This window comes from Pseudomonas sp. WHRI 8519 (assembly GCF_040224055.2).
In the GTDB taxonomy this organism is placed as follows: domain Bacteria; phylum Pseudomonadota; class Gammaproteobacteria; order Pseudomonadales; family Pseudomonadaceae; genus Aquipseudomonas; species Aquipseudomonas putida_X.
In genome coordinates this window covers 1,945,734-1,965,207 of the sequence record NZ_CP167996.1, presented here as the reverse complement: position 1 = coordinate 1,965,207, position 19,474 = coordinate 1,945,734, and the positions used below count along the sequence as shown (strand labels likewise).

The window sequence follows — 19,474 nt, the reverse complement described above, 5'->3', positions numbered from 1 at the left end:
GTGCGTCAGAAGCTGTCGCCAGGCACCCTCACCCAGCCTTCCATCAATACACGGGCACTACGACTCATGATTGCCTTGGTCACCGTCCACTCGCCCTCCACCTGGCTGGCCTGAGCCCCGACCCGCAAGGTGCCGGAGGGATGGCCGAAGCGCACAGCACTGCGCTCGCCCCCGCCAGCAGCGAGGTTGACCAGCGTACCTGGAATGGCAGCAGCGGTACCGATGGCCACCGCAGCAGTACCCATCATCGCGTGGTGCAACTTGCCCATGGAGAGTGCACGCACCAGCAGGTCGATGTCAGCCGCCTCGACAGCCTTGCCACTGGAGGCAGTGTAGGTGCTTGGCGGTGCAACGAAAGCCACCTTCGGTGTGTGCTGACGCCCGGCCGCCTGGTCGACATGCTCGATCAGCCCCATGCGCACGGCGCCATGGGCACGGATCGCCTCGAAACGCGCCAACGCCTGCGCATCACCGTTGATCGCATCCTGCAGTTCGGTGCCGGCATAACCGATGTCGGCGGCATTGAGGAAAATGGTCGGGATACCGGCGTTGATCAAGGTGGCTTTGAAGGTACCGATACCGGGCACCTCCAGTTCATCCACCAAGTTGCCGGTAGGGAACATCGCACCGCCGCCCTCGCCCTCATCGGCCGCCGGATCAAGGAATTCCAGTTGCACCTCGGCGGCCGGGAACGTCACGCCGTCGAGTTCGAAGTCGCCCGTTTCCTGCACCTCGCCTTCGGTGATCGGCACATGAGCGATGATGGTCTTGCCGATATTGGCCTGCCAGATACGCACGGTGGCCACGCCATTGCGCGGGATGCGCGACGGCTCGACCAAGCCGCTGCTGATGGCGAACGATCCGACAGCAGCAGACAGGTTGCCGCAGTTGCCGCTCCAGTCGACGAAGGCCTTGTCGATGGCGACCTGGCCGAACAGGTAGTCGACGTCATGGTCGGGCTGGGTGCTTTGCGACAGGATCACGGTTTTGCTGGTGCTTGAGGTAGCACCGCCCATGCCATCGATCTGCTTGGCGTAAGGGTCAGGGCTGCCGATGACCCGCAGCAGCAGTGCGTCACGGGCCGGCCCTGGGACTTGCGCTCGCTCAGGGAGGTCCTGCAGGCGGAAGAACACGCCTTTGCTGGTGCCGCCGCGGATGTAGGTGGCGGGGATCTTGATTTGCGGTGCGTGTGCCATGGCTGTGCTGTCCTGTCTGAATATGCAATAACCCTTGGCGCCTGTTCTGCAGCCCATCACCGGCTTGCCGGCGACGGGCTGCAGAACAGGCGCCAACTACTCAGGCCGATGCCTCGAGGAAGTCCTGGGCGAAGCGCTGCAGTACCCCGCCCGCCTCGTAGATCGACACCTCTTCGGCGGTATCGAGCCGGCAGGTCACCGGCACCTCGAGCCGTTCGCCATTGCTGCGCGTTATCACCAGCGTCAAGGTTGCACGCGGCTTGCGCTCACCTGCCACGTCATAGGTCTCGCTGCCATCCAGGCCCAGGGTCTTGCGGTCGGTGCCCGGCAGGAACTCGAGCGGCAACACGCCCATGCCCACCAGGTTGGTGCGGTGGATGCGCTCGAAGCCCTCGGCAACGATCGCCTCGACTCCGGCGAGCCGCACACCCTTGGCCGCCCAGTCGCGGGACGAGCCTTGGCCGTAGTCGGCACCGGCGACGATGATCAGCGGCTGCTTGCGCTGCATGTAGGTTTCGATGGCTTCCCACATGCGAATCACCTTGCCCTCCGGCTCCAGGCGCGCCAGCGAACCCTGCTGCACGCTGCCATCGGCCTTGCGCACCATCTCGTTGAACAGCTTGGGGTTGGCGAAGGTGGCACGCTGCGCCGTCAGGTGGTCGCCGCGGTGGGTGGCGTAGGAGTTGAAGTCCTCCTCCGGCAGGCCCATTTTGGCCAGGTATTCACCCGCCGCGCTGTCGAGCAGGATGGCATTGGACGGTGACAGGTGATCGGTGGTGATGTTGTCCGGCAGCACCGCCAACGCACGCATGCCGCGCAACGTGCGCTCACCGGCCAAGGCGCCTTCCCAATAGGGCGGGCGGCGGATATAGGTGCTCGTCGGACGCCACTGGTAAAGCGGCGCCACTTTCGGCCCTCGGTCTTGCTCGATAGCGAACATCGGGATGTACACCTTGCGGAACTGCTCCGGCTTGACCGCAGCGCGCACCACCGCGTCGATCTCTTCGTCGCTCGGCCAGATGTCCTTGAGGCGGATTTCCTGACCATCGACCACGCCCAACACGTCTTTCTCGATGTCGAAGCGAATGGTGCCGGCAATGGCATAGGCCACCACCAGCGGCGGCGAGGCCAGAAATGCCTGCTTGGCGTACGGGTGGATGCGTCCATCGAAGTTGCGGTTGCCCGAGAGCACCGCCGTCGCGTAAAGGTCACGGTCGATGATTTCCTGCTGGATCACCGGGTCCAACGCCCCGGACATGCCGTTGCAGGTGGTACAGGCGAAGGCGACGATACCGAAGCCCAATTGCTCCAGCTCCTTCTCCAGCCCCGCTTCTTCCAGGTACAGCTGCACGGCCTTGGAGCCTGGGGCGAGCGACGACTTGACCCACGGCTTGCGCGCCAGGCCGAGCTTGTTGGCATTGCGCGCCAGCAGGCCGGCGGCGATCACGTTGCGCGGGTTGCTGGTGTTGGTGCAGCTGGTGATCGCAGCGATGATCACTGCGCCGTCAGGCATCTGCCCCGGCACCTCGTCCCAGGCACCGGCGATACCCTTGGCCGCCAGGTCGCTGGTGGCAACCCGGGCATGCGGGTTGGACGGCCCGGCCATGTTGCGCACCACGCTCGACAGGTCGAAGCTCAGCACGCGTTCGTATTCGGCGTTGGCCAGGGCGTCAGCCCACAAGCCCGTGGCTTTGGCGTAGGTCTCCACCAACTTGACCTGCTGATCTTCACGGCCGGTCAGTTTCAGGTAGTCGATGGTCTGCTGGTCGATGGCGAACATTGCAGCGGTTGCACCGTATTCCGGCGCCATGTTGGAGATGGTCGCACGGTCGCCGAGCGTCAGGGCGCGTGCACCTTCGCCGTAGAACTCGAGGTAGGCGCCAACCACCCTCTGCTTGCGCAGGAACTCGGTCAAGGCCAGCACCAGGTCGGTCGCGGTGATAGTGGCTGCCAGCTTGCCGGTGAGCTCCACGCCGACGATTTCCGGCAGGCGCATCCACGAGGCGCGGCCCAGCATGACGTTTTCGGCTTCAAGGCCGCCGACGCCGATGGCGATCACGCCCAGGGCGTCGACATGCGGGGTATGGCTGTCGGTGCCCACGCAAGTGTCCGGGTAGGCCACACCGCCATCGCTGTGGACAACCGGCGACATTTTCTCCAGGTTGATCTGGTGCATGATGCCGTTACCGGGCTGGATGACATCGACGTTCTTGAACGCTTTCTTGGTCCAGTTGATGAAATGGAAGCGGTCTTCGTTGCGACGGTCTTCGATGGCGCGGTTCTTGTCAAAGGCCTGCGGGTCGAAGCCACCGCACTCGACGGCCAGCGAGTGGTCGACGATCAGTTGCACCGGCACGACCGGGTTGACCGCCGCCGGGTCGCCCCCCTTCTCGGCGATGGCGTCGCGCAGGCCGGCGAGGTCGACCAGCGCGGTCTGGCCGAGGATGTCGTGGCACACCACGCGGGCCGGGAACCACGGGAAGTCGAGATCGCGCTTGCGTTCGATCAGCTGGCCGAGCGAGGCATTCAGGCTTGCAGGGTCGCAGCGGCGCACCAGGTTTTCGGCGAGCACCCGCGAGGTGTAAGGCAGGTTGTCGTAGGCACCCGGCTTGATGGCCTCGACCGCGGCACGGGCGTCGAAATAGTCCAGGTCCGTGCCTGGCAGGTTTTTGCGGTATGCGGTGTTCATAGAATTATCAGGCTCGGTCACGTTACGGTCGTGGATACACGCACAGGCGCTGCAGTCATCATGGGAGCAGGGTTGCCGGCGATCGGGCCGGATCAGGCGGCGCCTTCATCGCCGGCAAGCCGGCTCCCACAGGTTCGCTACAGGGCCTGCTGTTTCAGCGCTGCTCGATCGGCACGAACGGGCGCTGCTCGACACCGACATACTCGGCACTCGGGCGGATGATGCGGTTGTTGGCGCGCTGTTCGAACACGTGCGCCGCCCAGCCGGTCAGGCGCGAGCAGACAAAGATCGGGGTGAACAGCTTGGTCGGGATGCCCATGAAGTGGTACGCCGATGCATGGTAGAAATCGGCGTTGGGGAACAGACGTTTCTGCTCCCACATGGTCTTGTCGATGGCTTCGGAGACCGGGAACAGCACCTTGTCACCGACGGCATCGGCCAGTTGCTTCGACCACCCCTTGATCACCTCGTTGCGCGGGTCGGACTCTTTGTAGATGGCATGGCCGAAGCCCATGATCTTGTCCTTGCGCTCGAGCATGCGCAGCAACTCTGCGGTAGCTTCCTGGGGATTCTGGAAGCGCTCGATCAGCTCCATCGCCGCCTCGTTGGCGCCGCCGTGCAGTGGGCCGCGCAGTGAGCCGATGGCTGCCGTGACGCAGGAGTACAGGTCCGACAGGGTCGAGGCGCAGACCCGGGCGGTGAAGGTCGATGCGTTGAACTCGTGCTCTGCATACAGGATCAGCGAAACGTTCATTACCTTGACGTGCAACTCGCTCGGCTTCTTGCCGTGCAACAGGTGCAGGAAATGGCCGCCAAGGGTGTCCTCATCGCTGGTGCAATCGATACGCACGCCATGGTGGGTGAAGCGGTACCAGTAGCACATCACCGCCGGGAACAGTGCCAGCAGGCGATCGGTCTTGTCCTGCTGGGCGTCGAAGGTCAACTCTGGTTCCAGCGTACCCAGCACCGAACAGCCGGTGCGCATGACGTCCATCGGGTGGGCGTCGCGCGGGATGCGCTCGAGCACTTCTTTGAGTGCCTGCGGCAGGTCGCGCAGGCCCTTGAGCTTGTGTTTGTAATCGGCAAGTTCTGCTTCGCTGGGCAACTCGCCGTATAGCAGCAGGTACGCCACTTCTTCGAATTCGGCGCCTGCTGCCAGGTCGCGCACATCATAGCCCCGGTAAGTCAGGCCGGCTCCGGCCTGGCCTACGGTCGACAGTGCGGTCTGACCGGCCACCTGGCCACGCAGGCCTGCGCCGCTGAGTACTTTTGCTTCGGCCATGGTGTTTCTCCTTTCTTGAACTTGTTATGGATATCGTTCTGGCTGATTCAGGCTGCCTGTACCGGCCTCATCGCCGGCAAGCCGGCTCCCACAGTCAACTGTGCAAGCCTCTGTATTGGTGCTGTACCTGTGTGCAAGCCTCTATCTTGGTGCTGTATCTGTGTGCAAGCTCCTGGCAGGCGCTGTACCTGTGGGAGCCGGCTTGCCGGCGATGAGGCCAGCATGGGCTCAACCTTTCTTCTGGGCAAACAGCGCATCGAGGCTTTGCTCGAACGCGTGGTAGCCAATGGCATCGTAGAGCTCCATGCGGGTCTGCATGGTGTCGATCACATTCTTCTGCGTGCCGTCGCGACGCAGTGCGGTGTAGACATTCTCGGCGGCCTTGTTCATGGCGCGGAACGCCGACAACGGGTACAGCACCAACGACACGTCCACCCCCGCCAGCTCCTCGGTGGTGAACAATGGCGTAGCACCGAACTCGGTGATATTGGCCAGGATCGGCGCCTTCACCCGGTCGGCAAAGGTCTTGTACATCTGCAGTTCGGTAATGGCCTCAGGGAAAATCATGTCGGCTCCAGCCTCGATGCAGGCGGCAGCACGGTCCAGCGCTGCGTTCAGGCCTTCCACGGCCAGGGCATCGGTACGGGCCATGATCACGAAGCTGTCATCGGTACGGGCATCGACCGCAGCCTTGATGCGGTCGACCATCTCCTGCTGGGAGACGATCTCTTTGTTCGGCCGGTGGCCGCAGCGCTTGGCGCCTACCTGATCTTCGATATGAATGGCGGCAGCACCGAACTTGCTCATCGAACGCACGGTGCGCGCAACGTTGAAGGCCGAGGCGCCGAAGCCGGTGTCGACATCTACCAGCAATGGCAGGTCGCACACGTCGGTGATGCGCCGCACATCGGTCAGCACGTCATCCAGACCGGTAATGCCCAGGTCCGGCAAGCCCAGCGAACCCGCGGCGACACCCCCACCGGACAGGTAGATGGCCTTGAAGCCGGCGCGCTTGGCCAGCAGCGCATGGTTGGCGTTGATGGCACCGACCACCTGCAGGGGATGTTCGGCGGCAACGGCATCGCGAAAACGCTGACCAGGGGTGCTCTTCACAGTCATTTCTCACCTCAAAGGCTGTTGTTGTTGGCGTCCAGGTAGTGACGCTCGATGTTGCGTTTGGACGCGCCGATGTGGCGGCGCATCAGGAGTTCGGCAAGCTCGCCGTCACGGTCGGCGATGGCATCGAGAATGCGGTGGTGTTCGGCAAAAGCCTGGCGCGGGCGGTTGGGCGTGGCGGAAAACTGGATGCGGTACATGCGCACCAACTGATACAGCTCGCCGCAGAGCATCTTGACCAGGGTCTGGTTGCCACTGCCTTGGATGATCCGGTAATGGAAGTCGTAATCGCCTTCCTGCTGGTAGTAGCCCAGCCCCGCCTGGAACGCTGCGTCGCGCTCGTGGGTGTCCAGCACCCGGCGCAGCTCATCGATTTCGCCCTGGCTCATGCGCTCGGCGGCCAGGCGGCATGCCATGCCCTCGAGCGACTCACGGATTTCGTACAACTCGATCAGTTCGGCATGGCTGAGCGACACCACACGCGCCCCCACATGCGGCACCCGCACCAACAGGCGCTGGCCCTCCAGGCGATGGATGGCCTCACGCAGCGGGCCCCGGCTGATGCCATAGGTTCGCGCGAGCTCCGGCTCGGAGATCTTGCTGCCTGGGGCAATTTCCCCGCTGACGATCGCAGCCTGGATGCGCCGGAAAACATTCTCGGACAAGGTTTCCGTTTCATCCGACATCGAGGGGCTGGGGGTGATGACGTCCAGCATATTGTTGACACCTTGATAAGCTCTTGAACAGAAACTAACGAAACAAGCGCATGCAGTCAAAGCAAAAATGAACATTGTCGACAATCTTTCAGGCGCGAACTTAGTGAGTGATGGCGTTGTCAGATCGCGACGCGCTGGCGCCAAGGCCTCGGCGTGATAGAATGCCGCGCCTCCAACGGAGTATGGATAGCGTTTCTGTCATCCATTCATGTTGTTGACAGATCAACCGAGGAAGCTTGTGCAGTACCTGCCAGTCGCCTTGCCCCGAACCCAGCACAGCACCGCGCCAGGACTATGAGACTTACACCCGTTTTATTGCTGTTATGCCTCACCCTGCTGCCGGCCCTTGGCCAGGCGGCGGGCAAGACCGTGTACGGTCTTAATGAATACGCCCGCCTTGGCGAACTCGACCTGGAAGTGGCCGCCAAACTCGACACCGGCGCCAAGACCGCGTCCCTGAGTGCCCGCGACATCAAGCGTTTCAAGCGCAACGGCGAAAGCTGGGTGCGTTTCTACCTGGCCATTGACGCCGCCCATTCGCACCCCATCGAACGCCCATTGGCGCGCGTCAGCAAGATCAAGCGCCGCGCAGGCGACTATGATGCCGAATCGGGCAAGGCCTATACCGCCCGCCCGGTCATCGAACTCGAAATCTGCATGGGCCAGGCCCTTCGCACCATCGAAGTCAACCTCACCGACCGTAGCGCGTTCCAGTTCCCGCTGCTGATCGGTTCCGAGGCGCTCAAGCACTTCGACGCGCTGGTCGACCCAAGCCTTAAATACGCGGCCGGCAAACCTGCCTGTGCCACCGACGCTCCCAAAGCAGAGTAATCCCGATGCGCTCTCTTACCCTCCATCTGAAAGTCCTGATCACCGTACTGGTGCTGCTGGGCGTGGCGGTCACGGCTTATCAGATCTTCTTCCTCGGCATCCCGGTGACCGAAGACGAAACCGACGACCTCTGGAACATCGACGCCAAGGTCGAGTTCGTCGCCAACAGCAAGGACCCGGTCAAGGTACAAATGTTCGTACCGCCGCTGAATCGCGACTACGTCAGCCTCAACGAGAGCTTCATCTCCAACAACTACGGGGTCAGCGTCAACCGCGCCGATGGCAACCGCAAGGTAACCTGGTCGGCCCGCCGCGCCAGCGGCAACCAGACCCTCTACTACCGCCTGGTGCTGACCAAGCGCTACAGCAGCGAAAAGTCCGCCATCAAAGGCCCGACCTTCCGCGACAGCCTGGCGGTAGAAGGCCCTGAGAAGATCGCCGCTGAAGCGCTGATGGCGCCGATCCGCCAGCATTCCGCCGACGTCGAGACCTTCGTCAGCGAAACCATCAAGCGGGTCAACAACCTCAACGACGACAACGTCAAGCTGCTGCTGGCCGGCGATACCTCGCCCATGAAGAAGGCCCAGGTCATCGACCTGCTGCTGTCGATCGCGCATGTGCCGATGGAGAAGGTCCATACCATCCGCCTGGTGGCCGATACGCCGCAGTCCCCCGAGCTCTGGCTGCGCAGCTTCAACGGCAACGACTGGCTGTACTTCAATCCGGACACCGGTGAGCAGGGCCTGCCCAGCGACCGCCTGTTGTGGTGGACCGGTGATGACAACCTGGTCACCGTCGATGGCGGCAAGAAAGCCAACGTCACGTTCAGCATGAACAACAGCGAGATGAATGCCATCCGCCTGGCCAAGCTGACCGACGAGAATACCGACGCCGACTTCCTCGAATACTCGCTGTACGGCCTGCCGCTGCAGACCCAGCAGACCTTCATGATCATGGTGATGATCCCGATCGGCGTGCTGGTGATCCTGGTCCTGCGCAACCTGATCGGCATTCAGACCCTGGGCACGTTCACACCGGTCCTGATCGCCCTGGCGTTCCGCGAGACCCAACTGGGCTTCGGCATCGTGCTGTTCACCGTCATCACGGCATTGGGCTTGTCGCTGCGCTCCTACCTGGAGCACCTCAAGCTGCAGATGCTGCCGCGCCTCTCGGTGGTACTGACCTTCGTCGTGGTATTGATTGCCGCCATCAGCCTGTTCAGCCACAAGCTGGGGCTGGAGCGCGGCCTGTCGGTGGCGCTGTTCCCGATGGTGATCCTGACCATGACCATCGAGCGCCTGTCGATAACCTGGGAAGAACGTGGCGGCGGCCATGCCATGAAAGTGGCGATCGGCACCCTGTTCGCAGCGTCGCTTGCCCACCTGCTGATGATGGTGCCGGAGCTGGTGTACTTCGTCTTCACCTTCCCGGCGGTACTGCTGATCCTGGTGGGCTTCATGCTGGCGATGGGTCGCTACCGCGGCTACCGCCTGACCGAGCTGGTGCGCTTCAAGGCATTCCTGAAGAAGGCTGACGCCTGATGTTTGGCCTGATCAAGACGTGGAAAGCCCTGGAGGCCCGGGGCATCATGGGTATCAACCGCCGCAATGCGGACTATGTGCTCAAGTACAACAAGCGCAACCTGTACCCGATCGTCGACGACAAGATCATCACCAAGGAGCGTGCGCTGGCAGCAGGCATTCACGTGCCTGAAATGTACGGCATCATCGAGACCGAGAAGCAGATCGACAAGCTTCACGAGATCATCGGCGGGCGCAACGATTTCGTCATCAAGCCGGCCCAGGGCGCCGGCGGTGACGGCATCCTGGTGATTGCCGACCGCTTCGAGGACCGCTACCGCACCGTTTCCGGCAAGATCATCAGCCATGAAGAGATCGAGCATCAGGTCTCCAGCATCCTCACCGGCCTGTACTCGCTCGGCGGGCACCGCGACCGCGCGCTGATCGAGTACCGGGTAACCCCCGACCAGATCTTCAAGAGCATCAGCTACGAAGGCGTGCCAGACATCCGCATCATCGTGCTGATGGGCTACCCGGTGATGGCCATGCTGCGCCTGCCAACCCGCCAGTCCGGCGGCAAGGCCAACCTGCACCAGGGCGCCATCGGTGTAGGCGTGGACCTGGCCACCGGAGTGACCCTGCGCGGCACCTGGCTGAACAACATCATCAGCAAGCACCCGGACACCACAAATGCGGTAGATGGCGTACAGCTGCCGAACTGGGACGGCTTCATGAAGCTGGCCGCCGGCTGTTATGAGCTGTGCGGCCTGGGCTACATCGGTGTGGACATGGTGCTGGACCAGGACAAGGGGCCATTGATTCTCGAACTCAATGCTCGCCCAGGGCTGAACATCCAGATCGCCAACGACACCGGGCTGACCCAGCGTACCCATGCCATCGAGGCGCACATCGAGGCGCTGGCCAAAGACGGTGTGACCGAGGATGCCGAACAGCGTGTGCGGGTGGCGCAGAGCCTGTTCGGGCACGTGCATCCGCACGGATAGCCTTGCCCCATCGCCGGCAAGCCGGCCCCCGCAGCATGGGCTACGCAGCCCCTGGGGGCCGGTTTGCCGGCGACGGCTGCAATACACTGCTGGAAAATCACACTGGCGCTAGGCGCATTTCCAGCACAGGTCTACAATCGCCCTCCTCGCTTTTACATCGCCGTCCACTCTGATGCCGACCTGTACGCTCTACCCCCTGCCCTACCAGCCCGACCCCGCCGTGTACTTCGCCCGCCTGCGCCAGGCGCCCGGAGCGATCCTGCTCGACAGCGCCCGGCCAGGCGCCGAGCGCGGCCGCTTCGACCTGCTCAGCGCCTGGCCGCTGCAACACTTGCGGGTACTGCCCGATGAAGATGGCCGCGCCTTCCTGCAACGGCTGCGCGCCAGCCTGAAACAACTTGGCCCTGCCCATTTGCCCGAGGGTGTCGAGCTGCCATTTGCCGGCGGCCTGATCGGCTACCTCAGCTACGACTTCGGCCGACGCCTGGAGCACCTGCCATGCCTGGCCAAGGATGACCTCGGCCTGCCTGACGCCCAGCTTGGGTTGTATGGCTGGGCGCTGGTGACCGATCACCAGCATGGCACCAGCCAACTGGTGTTCCACCCCCAGCTGGCTGATGACGAGCGTGAGCGGCTGATCGCCTTGTTTGAACAACCCGATGACACTGCCAGCGGCGATTTCCACCTGCTCGCCGCCATGACAGGCGACTTGCAGCCTGGGCAATACAAGGCGGCATTCGACCAGGTTCAGCGCTACATACAGGCCGGTGATTGCTACCAGATCAACCTGACCCAACGCTTTCGTGCACCGTGCCAGGGCGACCCCTGGGGCGCCTACCAGGCAGTGCGCAAGGCCTGCCCGACGCCGTTCTCTGCTTACCAGCAACTGGCCGACGGCAGCGCTCTGTTGAGTTTTTCTCCAGAACGCTTCATCCGCGTCAGCCAGGGGCAGGTGGAGACCCGGCCGATCAAGGGCACCCGCCCGCGCTCGGCCGACCCGGCTGAAGACGCCCGCAATGCCGAGGCGCTGCGCCACAGCCCCAAGGACCGCTCGGAAAACCTGATGATCGTCGACCTGCTGCGTAACGACCTGGGCCGCACTTGCCAGATCGGTTCGGTGAAGGTGCCGGAGCTGTTCAGCCTGGAAAGCTACCCCAACGTGCACCATCTGGTCAGCAGCATCACCGGGCAACTGGCCATCGACAAGGACGCACTGGACCTGATCGGCGACAGCTTCCCTGGCGGCTCGATCACCGGCGCCCCCAAGATCCGCGCCATGCAGATCATCGACGAGCTGGAGCCCAGCCGGCGCGCGCTGTATTGCGGGTCCTTGCTGTACGTGGATGTGCGCGGCGAGATGGACAGCTCCATCGCCATTCGCAGCCTACTGATCAAGGACGGCCAGGTCAGCTGCTGGGGCGGTGGCGCGGTGGTGGCGGACTCCGACTGGCAATCGGAATACGAAGAATCGATCGCCAAGGTGCGGGTATTGATGGAAACCTTGCAGAGCCTGTAACCCAGCGCTGGCTGCCCCAGCCGAGGGCCGGCACAGGCACAGCGTCTAGCCTGCCATTTTTTGTTACCATCACTTCATTACGAGCGCACAGCGCCACAGCCAAGATGGAAACCGCCTGATGAGCCAACCCTTCGACGTCGCCGCCCTGGCCGCGACCTACGCCAGCAAATCCCCGCAGGACATCCTCAAGCTCGCCTTCGAGCACTTCGGCGACGATCTCTGGATCTCTTTCAGCGGCGCCGAGGACGTGGTGCTGGTCGACATGGCCTGGAAACTGAACAAGCAGGTCAAGGTGTTCAGCCTCGACACAGGCCGCCTGCACCCTGAGACTTACCGGTTCATCGACCAGGTGCGCGAGCAGTACAACCTGCCGATCGAGATCCTCAGCCCGGATCGCGCCAAACTCGACCCGTTCGTCCATGAAAAGGGCCTGTTCAGTTTCTACAAGGATGGCCATGGCGAGTGCTGCGGCATCCGCAAGATCGAGCCGCTGCGGCGCAAGCTAGCCACTGTGAGCGCCTGGGCCACCGGCCAGCGCCGTGACCAGAGCCCGGGCACCCGCAGCCAGGTGGCAGCACTGGAACTCGACAGTGCCTTCTCCACAGGAGAACGCCCCTTGTACAAATTCAACCCGCTGGCGCAGATGACCAGCGCGGAAGTCTGGGGCTACATCCGGATGCTCGAACTGCCGTACAACAGCCTGCACGAACGCGGCTTCATCAGCATTGGTTGCGAGCCATGCACCCGCCCGGTGCTGCCGAACCAGCACGAACGTGAAGGCCGCTGGTGGTGGGAAGAGTCGACCCAAAAGGAATGCGGCCTGCACGCCGGCAACCTCATCAGCAAGGCCTGAAGCAGCTGCAAGCTGCAAGCTGCAAGCTGCAAGCTGCAAGCCTCAAGCTGCAACTCTCCAGCCTCAAGAAGAAAGAGCAGCCCACGCGGACTGCTCTTTCTTGAAGCTTGCAGCTTGAAGCTTGCAGCTGCTGTCAATGCACAGGCAACTCAACCCCGGCAAACAGCTCTTCGAGCTCTTGCTTGTTGTGGCACTGGATGGCCTTGGCCATGACTTCACGGGTCAGGTGCGGTGCGAATTTTTCGATGAAATCGCACATGAAACCGCGCAGGAAGGTGCCGCGGCGGAAGCCGATCTTGGTGATACTGGCCTCGAACAGCTCACTGGCATCGAGCGCCACCAAGTCGCTGTCCAGCTTGCTGTCCACCGCCATCTTCGCCACGATGCCCACGCCCAGCCCCAGACGCACGTAAGTCTTGATCACGTCGGCGTCGGCAGCAGTGAATACCACCTTAGGTGTCAGGCCGCGGTGATTGAAGGCCTCATCCAGCTTGGAGCGGCCAGTGAAACCGAACACATAGGTGACGATCGGGTATTCGGCGACCGCTTCCAGCGTCAGCTTCGGCAATTTGGTCAGCGGGTGGCCCTGCGGCACCACCACGCAGCGGTTCCATTTGTAGCACGGCATCATGATCAGATCGCCAAACAGCTCCAGCGCCTCGGTGGCAATGGCGAAGTCGACGGTACCGTCCGCAGCCATCTCGGCAATCTGCATGGGCGAGCCCTGATGCATGTGCAGGGCCACTTCCGGGTACTGCTTGATGAAGCTGCTGATGATCGGCGGCAGCGCATAGCGCGCCTGAGTATGGGTGGTAGCGATGGACAACGTGCCCTTCTTCTCGTTGGAGAATTCCTGGGCAATCTGCTTGATGCTTTCGACCTTGCGCAGGATTTCGCCAGCGGTATTGATGATGCGCTCCCCCGCGGGAGTGACACGGGTCAGATGCTTGCCGCTGCGGGCAAACACTTCAACACCCAGCTCATCCTCGAGCAGGCGGATTTGCTTGCTGATCCCCGGCTGTGAGGTATACAGACTTTGCGCCGTCGCGGAGACGTTGAGGTCGTGGTGCGCCACTTCCCAGATGTAGCGCAATTGTTGAAGCTTCATAGGTTCCCCTCGAATCAGCGGTAAGTCAGCGGCAGCAGGCAGCGACGATATATAACTATATTAGTGGCTACCGAAATAAAAATAGAACTATTTTGTTACATGCCGCTCCGAAATTGCCCACCACCAGCTTCACGTTTTCCTACGGCCGAGATGCTGCGAAAGTGGCACCATGTACACCGGCACCGTGGCTAACTGCAGCAAGCGCACAGCGGTTCGACCAATCGGCACATCCACCCCGGCCCCGGCGCTGTGGCTGCCAAAAATCAGCAGGTCGACACTCAAACGCTGCGCCTGCTCCAGGATGACCTGGGCCGGATCACCCTGGCGCACCCGAACCGCCTTGATCACCGCCAGGTCCGCGTCCTCGCCCAGCTCCTCACGGAAGTTCTCCAGCACACGCTGTTCGATGTTAGCCATCACCGTATTGACGCCCTCACTGTGCAACGCGTCGAGCGTCTGCTCATCGAGGTAGCTTTGCAAAAGGGATTCGGCGAACTGCCCCATGGGCTCTACGGCATGAATCACATACAGTTCCGCGCCGAACGTGCGGGCCAAGGCCAATGCGTGCTGCATGACAAAAGGGGCGTAGACACCGAGGTCGGTGGCGTACAGCATGGAGCGGATCATTCGACCTCCTCGACTGCCGTGGCGGCAGAGCAAGCTTCAGCTTAGCAGCGCACCGGGCGCTCGCTCGGCCGCCCGGCGCACTGCCAATGCGGGCTGTAGAGGTTCAGCCGGCACGATTGGCGCGGTCGACGAAAGCCAGTGCCTGGTAGAGCATCTGCATGCGCGGCAGGCTGCAGCCTGCCGCTTGCGCCCGGGCCAGAGGCTCGGCATAGATAGCCTGGAGTTCCAGCGGCCGCTGCTGGACGTGATCGTGGTACATGCTCGGCCAGTAGTCGGGCATCTGCTCGGTGATCCGGAACAAGTGCTCGGCATAACCGGCGGGCAGCTCATGACCGCAGGCAGCAGCGCCCTGAACCACCTCGGCCATCAGTGCCCGAACAAGCTCACGGCTGTCAGCATCGGCCATCAGCGGCGAAGTACTGGCACCGAGCAACACCGAAAGGCCGTTGTAGGGGACGTTCCACACCAGCTTCTGCCAGCGCGCCTGGCCGAGGTCGTCCATGGCCTGGGAGTCGACACCCGCAGCGCGGAACAGCCTGGCGCCCTGCTCTACGATGCTTACCCCCCCATCGCTGGCGGGGCCGCTGTGATAACCCAGGTTGACTGCACCCAGTGCCTGATGGCGTATCACACCAGGGCTCACACGGTTGACACAGATGAAGCATAAGCCACCGAGCAAGTGCAGATTGCCGGGCAACGCTGACCGCAGCTGTTCCTCGACACCCAAACCGTTCTGCAGCAGCACCACCTTGGCATCGGGTGCCGAAGCCTGCGCAATCAGTGGCGCCAATTCGCCATTGCTGGTGGCCTTTGTGCCTACCAGCAACCAGTCGCACGGCGGCATGTCGGCAACGTTGGAATACGCCTGAACCGGCATCCGCCAGTCGCCGTGCACAGCGCTTTCCAGCCTCAGGCCATGCGCTCGAACCTCCGCAAATTCGCTGCGCAGCAGAAAATGCACGTCAAACCCGGCCCGCGCCAGCATCAGGCCATAAAAGCCGCCGATGGCACCACTGCCAATAATGCCGATGCGTGGTTTGCGAGGGTCCATGCTGATCTCCTGATCAATGTCGGTGTGCTTTTCTACACCGATTGAGGTGTTTTGCGCACCTAAATAGCAGTACAAGCTTATTGCACCAGGGAAAAACCCTGCACAGGCGCACTGCAGCCCATTGTCGCGCCCCCTGTAACGCGCTAAGGTTCGGCTCCCCGCTGCGAACATTCTTGCTGCTGGGCCGCACGGGGATTGCTGGCGGCCGGCACCGTGACCTGACGAGTAACACGATGGCTGATTTACCGATCGACGACCTTAACGTTGCCTCCAACGAGACCTTGATCACCCCCGATCAGCTCAAGAAGGAAATCCCCCTCAGCGCCAAAGCCTTGCAGACCGTTACTGCCGGCCGCGAAGTGGTGCGCAATATCCTCGACGGCAAAGACCATCGCCTGTTCGTAGTGGTCGGCCCCTGCTCGATCCACGACATCAAGGCCGCTCACGAATACGCCGAGCGTCTCAAGGTGCTGGCAGAGGAAGTTTCCGACACGCTGTACCTGGTAATGCGTGTTTACTTCGAGAAGCCGCGCACCACGGTGGGCTGGAAAGGCCTGATCAACGATCCTTATCTGGATGACTCGTTCAAGATCCAGGACGGCCTGCACATTGGCCGCCAACTGCTGCTGGACCTGGCCGAGATGGGCTTGCCGACCGCCACTGAAGCGCTCGACCCGATCTCACCGCAGTACCTGCAGGACCTGATCAGCTGGTCGGCCATTGGCGCGCGCACCACCGAATCCCAGACTCACCGTGAGATGGCCTCGGGCCTCTCCTCGGCGGTTGGCTTCAAGAACGGCACCGATGGCGGCCTGACCGTGGCCATCAATGCCCTTCAGTCGGTATCCAAGCCACATCGCTTCCTGGGCATTAACCAGGAAGGTGGCGTATCCATCGTTACCACCAAGGGCAACCCGTACGGCCACGTAGTGCTGCGTGGCGGCAATGGCAAGCCGAACTACGATTCGGTGAGCGTTGCGCTGTGCGAGCAGGACCTGGCCAAAGCCAAGATCAAGGCCAACATCATGGTCGACTGCAGCCACGCCAACTCCAACAAGGACCCGGCCTTGCAGCCGCTGGTCATGGAGAATGTCGCCAACCAGATCCTCGAAGGCAACCAGTCGATCATTGGCCTGATGGTCGAAAGCCACCTGAACTGGGGCGCCCAGTCGATCCCGAAGAATCTGGAAGATCTGCAGTACGGCGTATCGGTCACCGACGCCTGCATCGACTGGCCTGCCACCGAGAAAACCCTGCGTAGCATGCACGCCAAGCTCAAGGATGTACTGCCCCAGCGCAAGCGCGGCTGAGCGTTGCCAGAAAACGAAACGCCGGGCATTGCCCGGCGTTTTTGCATGTAGAGACCAGCCCGGTCAGGCCTTGCTCGGATGACGCTGCTTGCGCTCCATGTAGCGCTCAACGTACGAGCAGGACGGAATCACCGTGTAGCCCATCTGGTCGGCGTACTCCAGGGCCTTTTCGGTCAGCGCTGCAGCGATCCCTCGGCCGCGCAGGGCGTTTGGAACGAAGGTGCGATAGATATCCAGCGTCTGCTTGCCCAGATCCATGTACGTCAGGTAGGCACGATGACCGTCCACGTTGGTCTCGAACTGATGACCGGCCTGGTCATGGTGGATGGTCAGCGCTTCACTCATCACTACTCCTCGCAGGTCTTTTGGGCAGACCTTTACCTTAACCGATGGTGGTGTATCCGGCGGAGGAACCCATTCGTGCAGAGCCTGCGCCACCTCTTGCCCCTTCGACCGCAGCCCGATTGCAATGGTTCTTCCGGGCCGGGCCATCAAATAGTAGGCACGGGACCCCGGATTGCTCAAGGTGGCATCGGTTAAAAGTCGCGGCCATGAGCAGCAAACCCTGCACGAACTGACCAGCAACATCGGCCGGACACTCTTGGGCGTTAGACGCACAGTGACCTTTGAAGTCACCGTTAGTTCAACAAAAAAGTTCCCTTACAACAATCGCTTGCGCCGCCTGCAGTGGCTGTTCGGAAAAAGCCTGGAAACCTTGTCAACCACCCCCTTCAGCAACATTTTTTTTACCATTCTTGCGTTCAGTCAGTTTACTTACTACAAGTAATGGGTACTATGTACGCCGGCCAGTTTCTCTTTCCTGAGAGATGGCTATTTAATAGAAAGTCCTTGAAGGGGAACACGATGAACAACGTTCTGAAATTCTCTGCTCTGGCTCTGGCCGCAGTTCTGGCTACCGGTTGCAGCAGCGTATCCAAAGAAACCGAAGCTCGTCTGACTGCGACTGAAGACGCAGCAGCTCGCGCTCAAGCCCGCGCTGACGAAGCCTACCGTAAGGCTGACGATGCAATGGCAGCCGCTCAGAAGGCTCAGCAGACCGCTGACGAAGCCAACGAGCGCGCCCTGCGTATGCTGGACAAAGCCAGCCGCAAGTAATAGTCCTCACGGATTGTTAAGAAGCCGACCCACTTGTGGGGTCGGCTTTTTTATTGCCGCTACAAAAGCAAACAGCACAAATGAAAAAGCCTGCACCAGGCGTTTAGACCTGAGCAGGCTTGAGTCCTGTCGCCCTAAGGCTTACTGCAGTTCTGGAGGAATGCTCGACACCATCGGAGCCGCACTCTGGTTGTCGACGGGCACGGCAATTTCTACCGGCATGCCATCTTCTGCAGCGACCACGTCGCGGACCATGTCCCAGTTCATGCGCACGTTGTTGGCGAGGTCTTCACGCTTGAGTAGCGCATTGATGACCGCAGTGTGCTTGTCGACCACCGAAGGATCGCCGTGGTCGTCCAGCGGCGTATGCGCTTCGAGGTATACCTTGCCACCACTGATGCCGAACTTGTACGGCTCGTTGATGATGCGCACCGGGGTACCGACGGGGACCATCTTCGACAGTTCCAGCACATTGTTGTTGAACATGCGGAAGCAGCCGTGGCTGGTGCGCATGCCAATGCCGAACTTCTTGTTGGAGCCGTGAATCAGATAACCCGGCACGCCCAGGGTGAACTTGTAAGGCCCCAGCGGGTTGTCTGGCCCGGCCGGCACCACGGTCGGCAGGATGTCACCATCGGCGGCGTGTTCGGCACGGATCGAAGCCGGTGGCGTCCAGGTCGGGTTCGGGGTCTTGGCAATGATCTTGGTGTTGGCGATGGGGGAACCCCAGCCTTCACGACCGATGCCCAGCGGGAAGGTGTACACCACGCTCTGCCCTTTCGGGAAGTAGTACAGCCGGTATTCGGCAAGGTTGATGACCACGCCCTCGCGAGGCCCCGGCGGGAGCACATAACGGGTCGGCAGGATGATCTCGGTACCGGCGCCCGGCAGCCATGGGTCCACCCCCGGGTTGGCGGCGATCATCTCCAGGTAGCCGAGGTCGTTGGCAGTGCCGATGTCGGCAAAGGTGTCCTCGTACTTGGCCTTGATCACCTGCACCTGGCCAACGACGTCTTCACCGGGAGGCGGCAACGGCAACTCCAGGGCAACGGCGGGGCCTGCTACCAGCAGGCCGGCCAGGGTCAGGCAGCGGGTGACGGCGGGAAAGCGCGGCAACATCCGGTAAATCCTTCGAAAGGTGGGTCAAGAGAATCGATTGTACACCCCCACCGGACCAAGCGGGAGCCACAGGGGGTTTCCATGCGTTTCAGATGATGAAAGGCGCTCGCAGTTTCAGGCCAAGGGCCGCATCAGAGTTGCGGCCATACCGGGCGCATGCCGCGGCGCTGCGCGTCGAGAATCGCCCGGCACAGGTCGCACAGACGGCCGTCACGGTAGATCGAGCGCGGCACGCCGGACCAGCGGGGCTGTGCCGGTAGCAAGCCACCACACAGGGTGCGATCGACCGGCACACCCAGTTCGAGCTGCCGGGCGACAAGGTGAACGCGGATTTCCTGGCAGGCGAACAGATCGAGCTGCTCATCGGGCTCGATCAGTTGGTAGGCGTACAAGGACCAGGCAGGGCGCGGCATTGGGGGC

19 protein-coding genes are annotated in these 19,474 nt (G+C 62.0%); 8 read left to right on the top strand and 11 right to left on the bottom strand.

Annotation, left to right across the window (positions count from 1 at the left end; all coding sequences use genetic code 11):
- Positions 1-5: 5 nt before the first annotated feature.
- The 5 genes from prpF to ABRP30_RS08900 form a co-directional block, all read right to left on the bottom strand.
- Positions 6-1,196 carry a 2-methylaconitate cis-trans isomerase PrpF gene (gene prpF, locus ABRP30_RS08920; protein ID WP_349974526.1) on the bottom strand — a complete coding sequence of 397 codons (1,191 nt, stop codon included), beginning with the start codon at positions 1,194-1,196 and terminating at the stop codon, positions 6-8.
- A 100-nt stretch (positions 1,197-1,296) separates the two neighbouring features.
- Positions 1,297-3,885, bottom strand: a complete 2,589-nt coding sequence (acnD, locus tag ABRP30_RS08915) for a Fe/S-dependent 2-methylisocitrate dehydratase AcnD (protein WP_349974527.1) — start codon at positions 3,883-3,885, stop codon at positions 1,297-1,299.
- A 154-nt stretch (positions 3,886-4,039) separates the two neighbouring features.
- Positions 4,040-5,167 (bottom strand): 2-methylcitrate synthase, encoded by a 1,128-nt coding sequence (prpC, locus tag ABRP30_RS08910; RefSeq protein ID WP_267822525.1) that lies wholly within the window; start codon positions 5,165-5,167, stop codon positions 4,040-4,042.
- A gap of 228 nt (positions 5,168-5,395) precedes the next feature.
- Positions 5,396-6,286: a methylisocitrate lyase gene (gene prpB, locus ABRP30_RS08905; protein WP_241803258.1), complete on the bottom strand. Its 891-nt coding sequence runs from the start codon at positions 6,284-6,286 to the stop codon at positions 5,396-5,398.
- 8 nt (positions 6,287-6,294) lie between these two features.
- Positions 6,295-6,999 (bottom strand): GntR family transcriptional regulator, encoded by a 705-nt coding sequence (locus tag ABRP30_RS08900; protein WP_241803257.1) that lies wholly within the window; start codon positions 6,997-6,999, stop codon positions 6,295-6,297.
- A 294-nt stretch (positions 7,000-7,293) separates the two neighbouring features.
- On the opposite strand from ABRP30_RS08900, the gene ABRP30_RS08895 reads away from it, so the two are divergent.
- The 5 genes from ABRP30_RS08895 to ABRP30_RS08875 all read left to right on the top strand — a co-directional run bounded on the left by ABRP30_RS08895 (position 7,294) and on the right by ABRP30_RS08875 (position 12,723).
- Positions 7,294-7,830, top strand: coding sequence for an ATP-dependent zinc protease (locus ABRP30_RS08895; protein ID WP_241803256.1), 537 nt, complete (start codon positions 7,294-7,296; stop codon positions 7,828-7,830).
- A gap of 5 nt (positions 7,831-7,835) precedes the next feature.
- Entirely contained in the window at positions 7,836-9,371 is a 1,536-nt protein-coding gene (locus ABRP30_RS08890) for an inactive transglutaminase family protein (RefSeq protein WP_267822523.1), read from the top strand.
- On the top strand, positions 9,371-10,354 hold the full coding sequence (locus ABRP30_RS08885) for an alpha-L-glutamate ligase-like protein (RefSeq protein ID WP_267822522.1): 984 nt from the start codon (positions 9,371-9,373) through the stop codon (positions 10,352-10,354). The genes ABRP30_RS08890 and ABRP30_RS08885 overlap by 1 nt, the downstream gene beginning before the upstream one ends.
- Before the next feature lie 172 nt (positions 10,355-10,526).
- Positions 10,527-11,870: an aminodeoxychorismate synthase component I gene (gene pabB / locus ABRP30_RS08880; RefSeq protein ID WP_349974528.1), complete on the top strand. Its 1,344-nt coding sequence runs from the start codon at positions 10,527-10,529 to the stop codon at positions 11,868-11,870.
- A 118-nt stretch (positions 11,871-11,988) separates the two neighbouring features.
- Entirely contained in the window at positions 11,989-12,723 is a 735-nt protein-coding gene (locus ABRP30_RS08875) for a phosphoadenylyl-sulfate reductase (RefSeq protein ID WP_349974529.1), read from the top strand.
- Positions 12,724-12,856: 133 nt separating this feature from the next.
- Here ABRP30_RS08875 and cysB read toward each other — a convergent pair whose 3' ends face one another.
- From cysB to ABRP30_RS08860, 3 genes are all read right to left on the bottom strand, one after another.
- Positions 12,857-13,831, bottom strand: coding sequence for an HTH-type transcriptional regulator CysB (gene cysB, locus ABRP30_RS08870; protein ID WP_241803251.1), 975 nt, complete (start codon positions 13,829-13,831; stop codon positions 12,857-12,859).
- Between the two features lie 129 nt (positions 13,832-13,960).
- The gene (locus ABRP30_RS08865; protein ID WP_267822519.1) at positions 13,961-14,458 is read right to left on the bottom strand and encodes a universal stress protein; all 498 of its coding nucleotides are present in this window, start codon (positions 14,456-14,458) and stop codon (positions 13,961-13,963) included.
- A gap of 103 nt (positions 14,459-14,561) precedes the next feature.
- Positions 14,562-15,509, bottom strand: a complete 948-nt coding sequence (locus ABRP30_RS08860; protein ID WP_349974530.1) for a putative 2-dehydropantoate 2-reductase — start codon at positions 15,507-15,509, stop codon at positions 14,562-14,564.
- 233 nt (positions 15,510-15,742) lie between these two features.
- Here ABRP30_RS08860 and ABRP30_RS08855 point away from each other — a divergent pair, with 233 nt between their 5' ends.
- Positions 15,743-16,819, top strand: a complete 1,077-nt coding sequence (locus tag ABRP30_RS08855; protein ID WP_241803248.1) for a 3-deoxy-7-phosphoheptulonate synthase — start codon at positions 15,743-15,745, stop codon at positions 16,817-16,819.
- 63 nt (positions 16,820-16,882) lie between these two features.
- On the opposite strand, the gene ABRP30_RS08850 is transcribed toward ABRP30_RS08855, so the two are convergent.
- Positions 16,883-17,164, bottom strand: a complete 282-nt coding sequence (locus ABRP30_RS08850; protein WP_267822517.1) for a GNAT family N-acetyltransferase — start codon at positions 17,162-17,164, stop codon at positions 16,883-16,885.
- Between the two features lie 172 nt (positions 17,165-17,336).
- Between ABRP30_RS08850 and ABRP30_RS08845 the strand changes: the two genes are divergently transcribed.
- Together ABRP30_RS08845 and ABRP30_RS08840 are read left to right on the top strand one after the other, a co-directional pair.
- Positions 17,337-17,606 carry a hypothetical protein gene (locus tag ABRP30_RS08845; protein ID WP_349974531.1) on the top strand — a complete coding sequence of 90 codons (270 nt, stop codon included), beginning with the start codon at positions 17,337-17,339 and terminating at the stop codon, positions 17,604-17,606.
- Between the two features lie 77 nt (positions 17,607-17,683).
- Positions 17,684-17,935 carry an Lpp/OprI family alanine-zipper lipoprotein gene (locus ABRP30_RS08840; protein WP_003250288.1) on the top strand — a complete coding sequence of 84 codons (252 nt, stop codon included), beginning with the start codon at positions 17,684-17,686 and terminating at the stop codon, positions 17,933-17,935.
- Between the two features lie 141 nt (positions 17,936-18,076).
- Here the strand turns inward: ABRP30_RS08840 and ABRP30_RS08835 are convergent, their stop codons facing one another.
- Positions 18,077-19,054, bottom strand: coding sequence for a L,D-transpeptidase family protein (locus tag ABRP30_RS08835; RefSeq protein WP_349974532.1), 978 nt, complete (start codon positions 19,052-19,054; stop codon positions 18,077-18,079).
- Between the two features lie 131 nt (positions 19,055-19,185).
- Positions 19,186-19,467, bottom strand: a complete 282-nt coding sequence (locus ABRP30_RS08830) for a hypothetical protein (protein ID WP_039601335.1) — start codon at positions 19,465-19,467, stop codon at positions 19,186-19,188.
- Between the last annotated feature and the right edge of the window lie 7 nt (positions 19,468-19,474).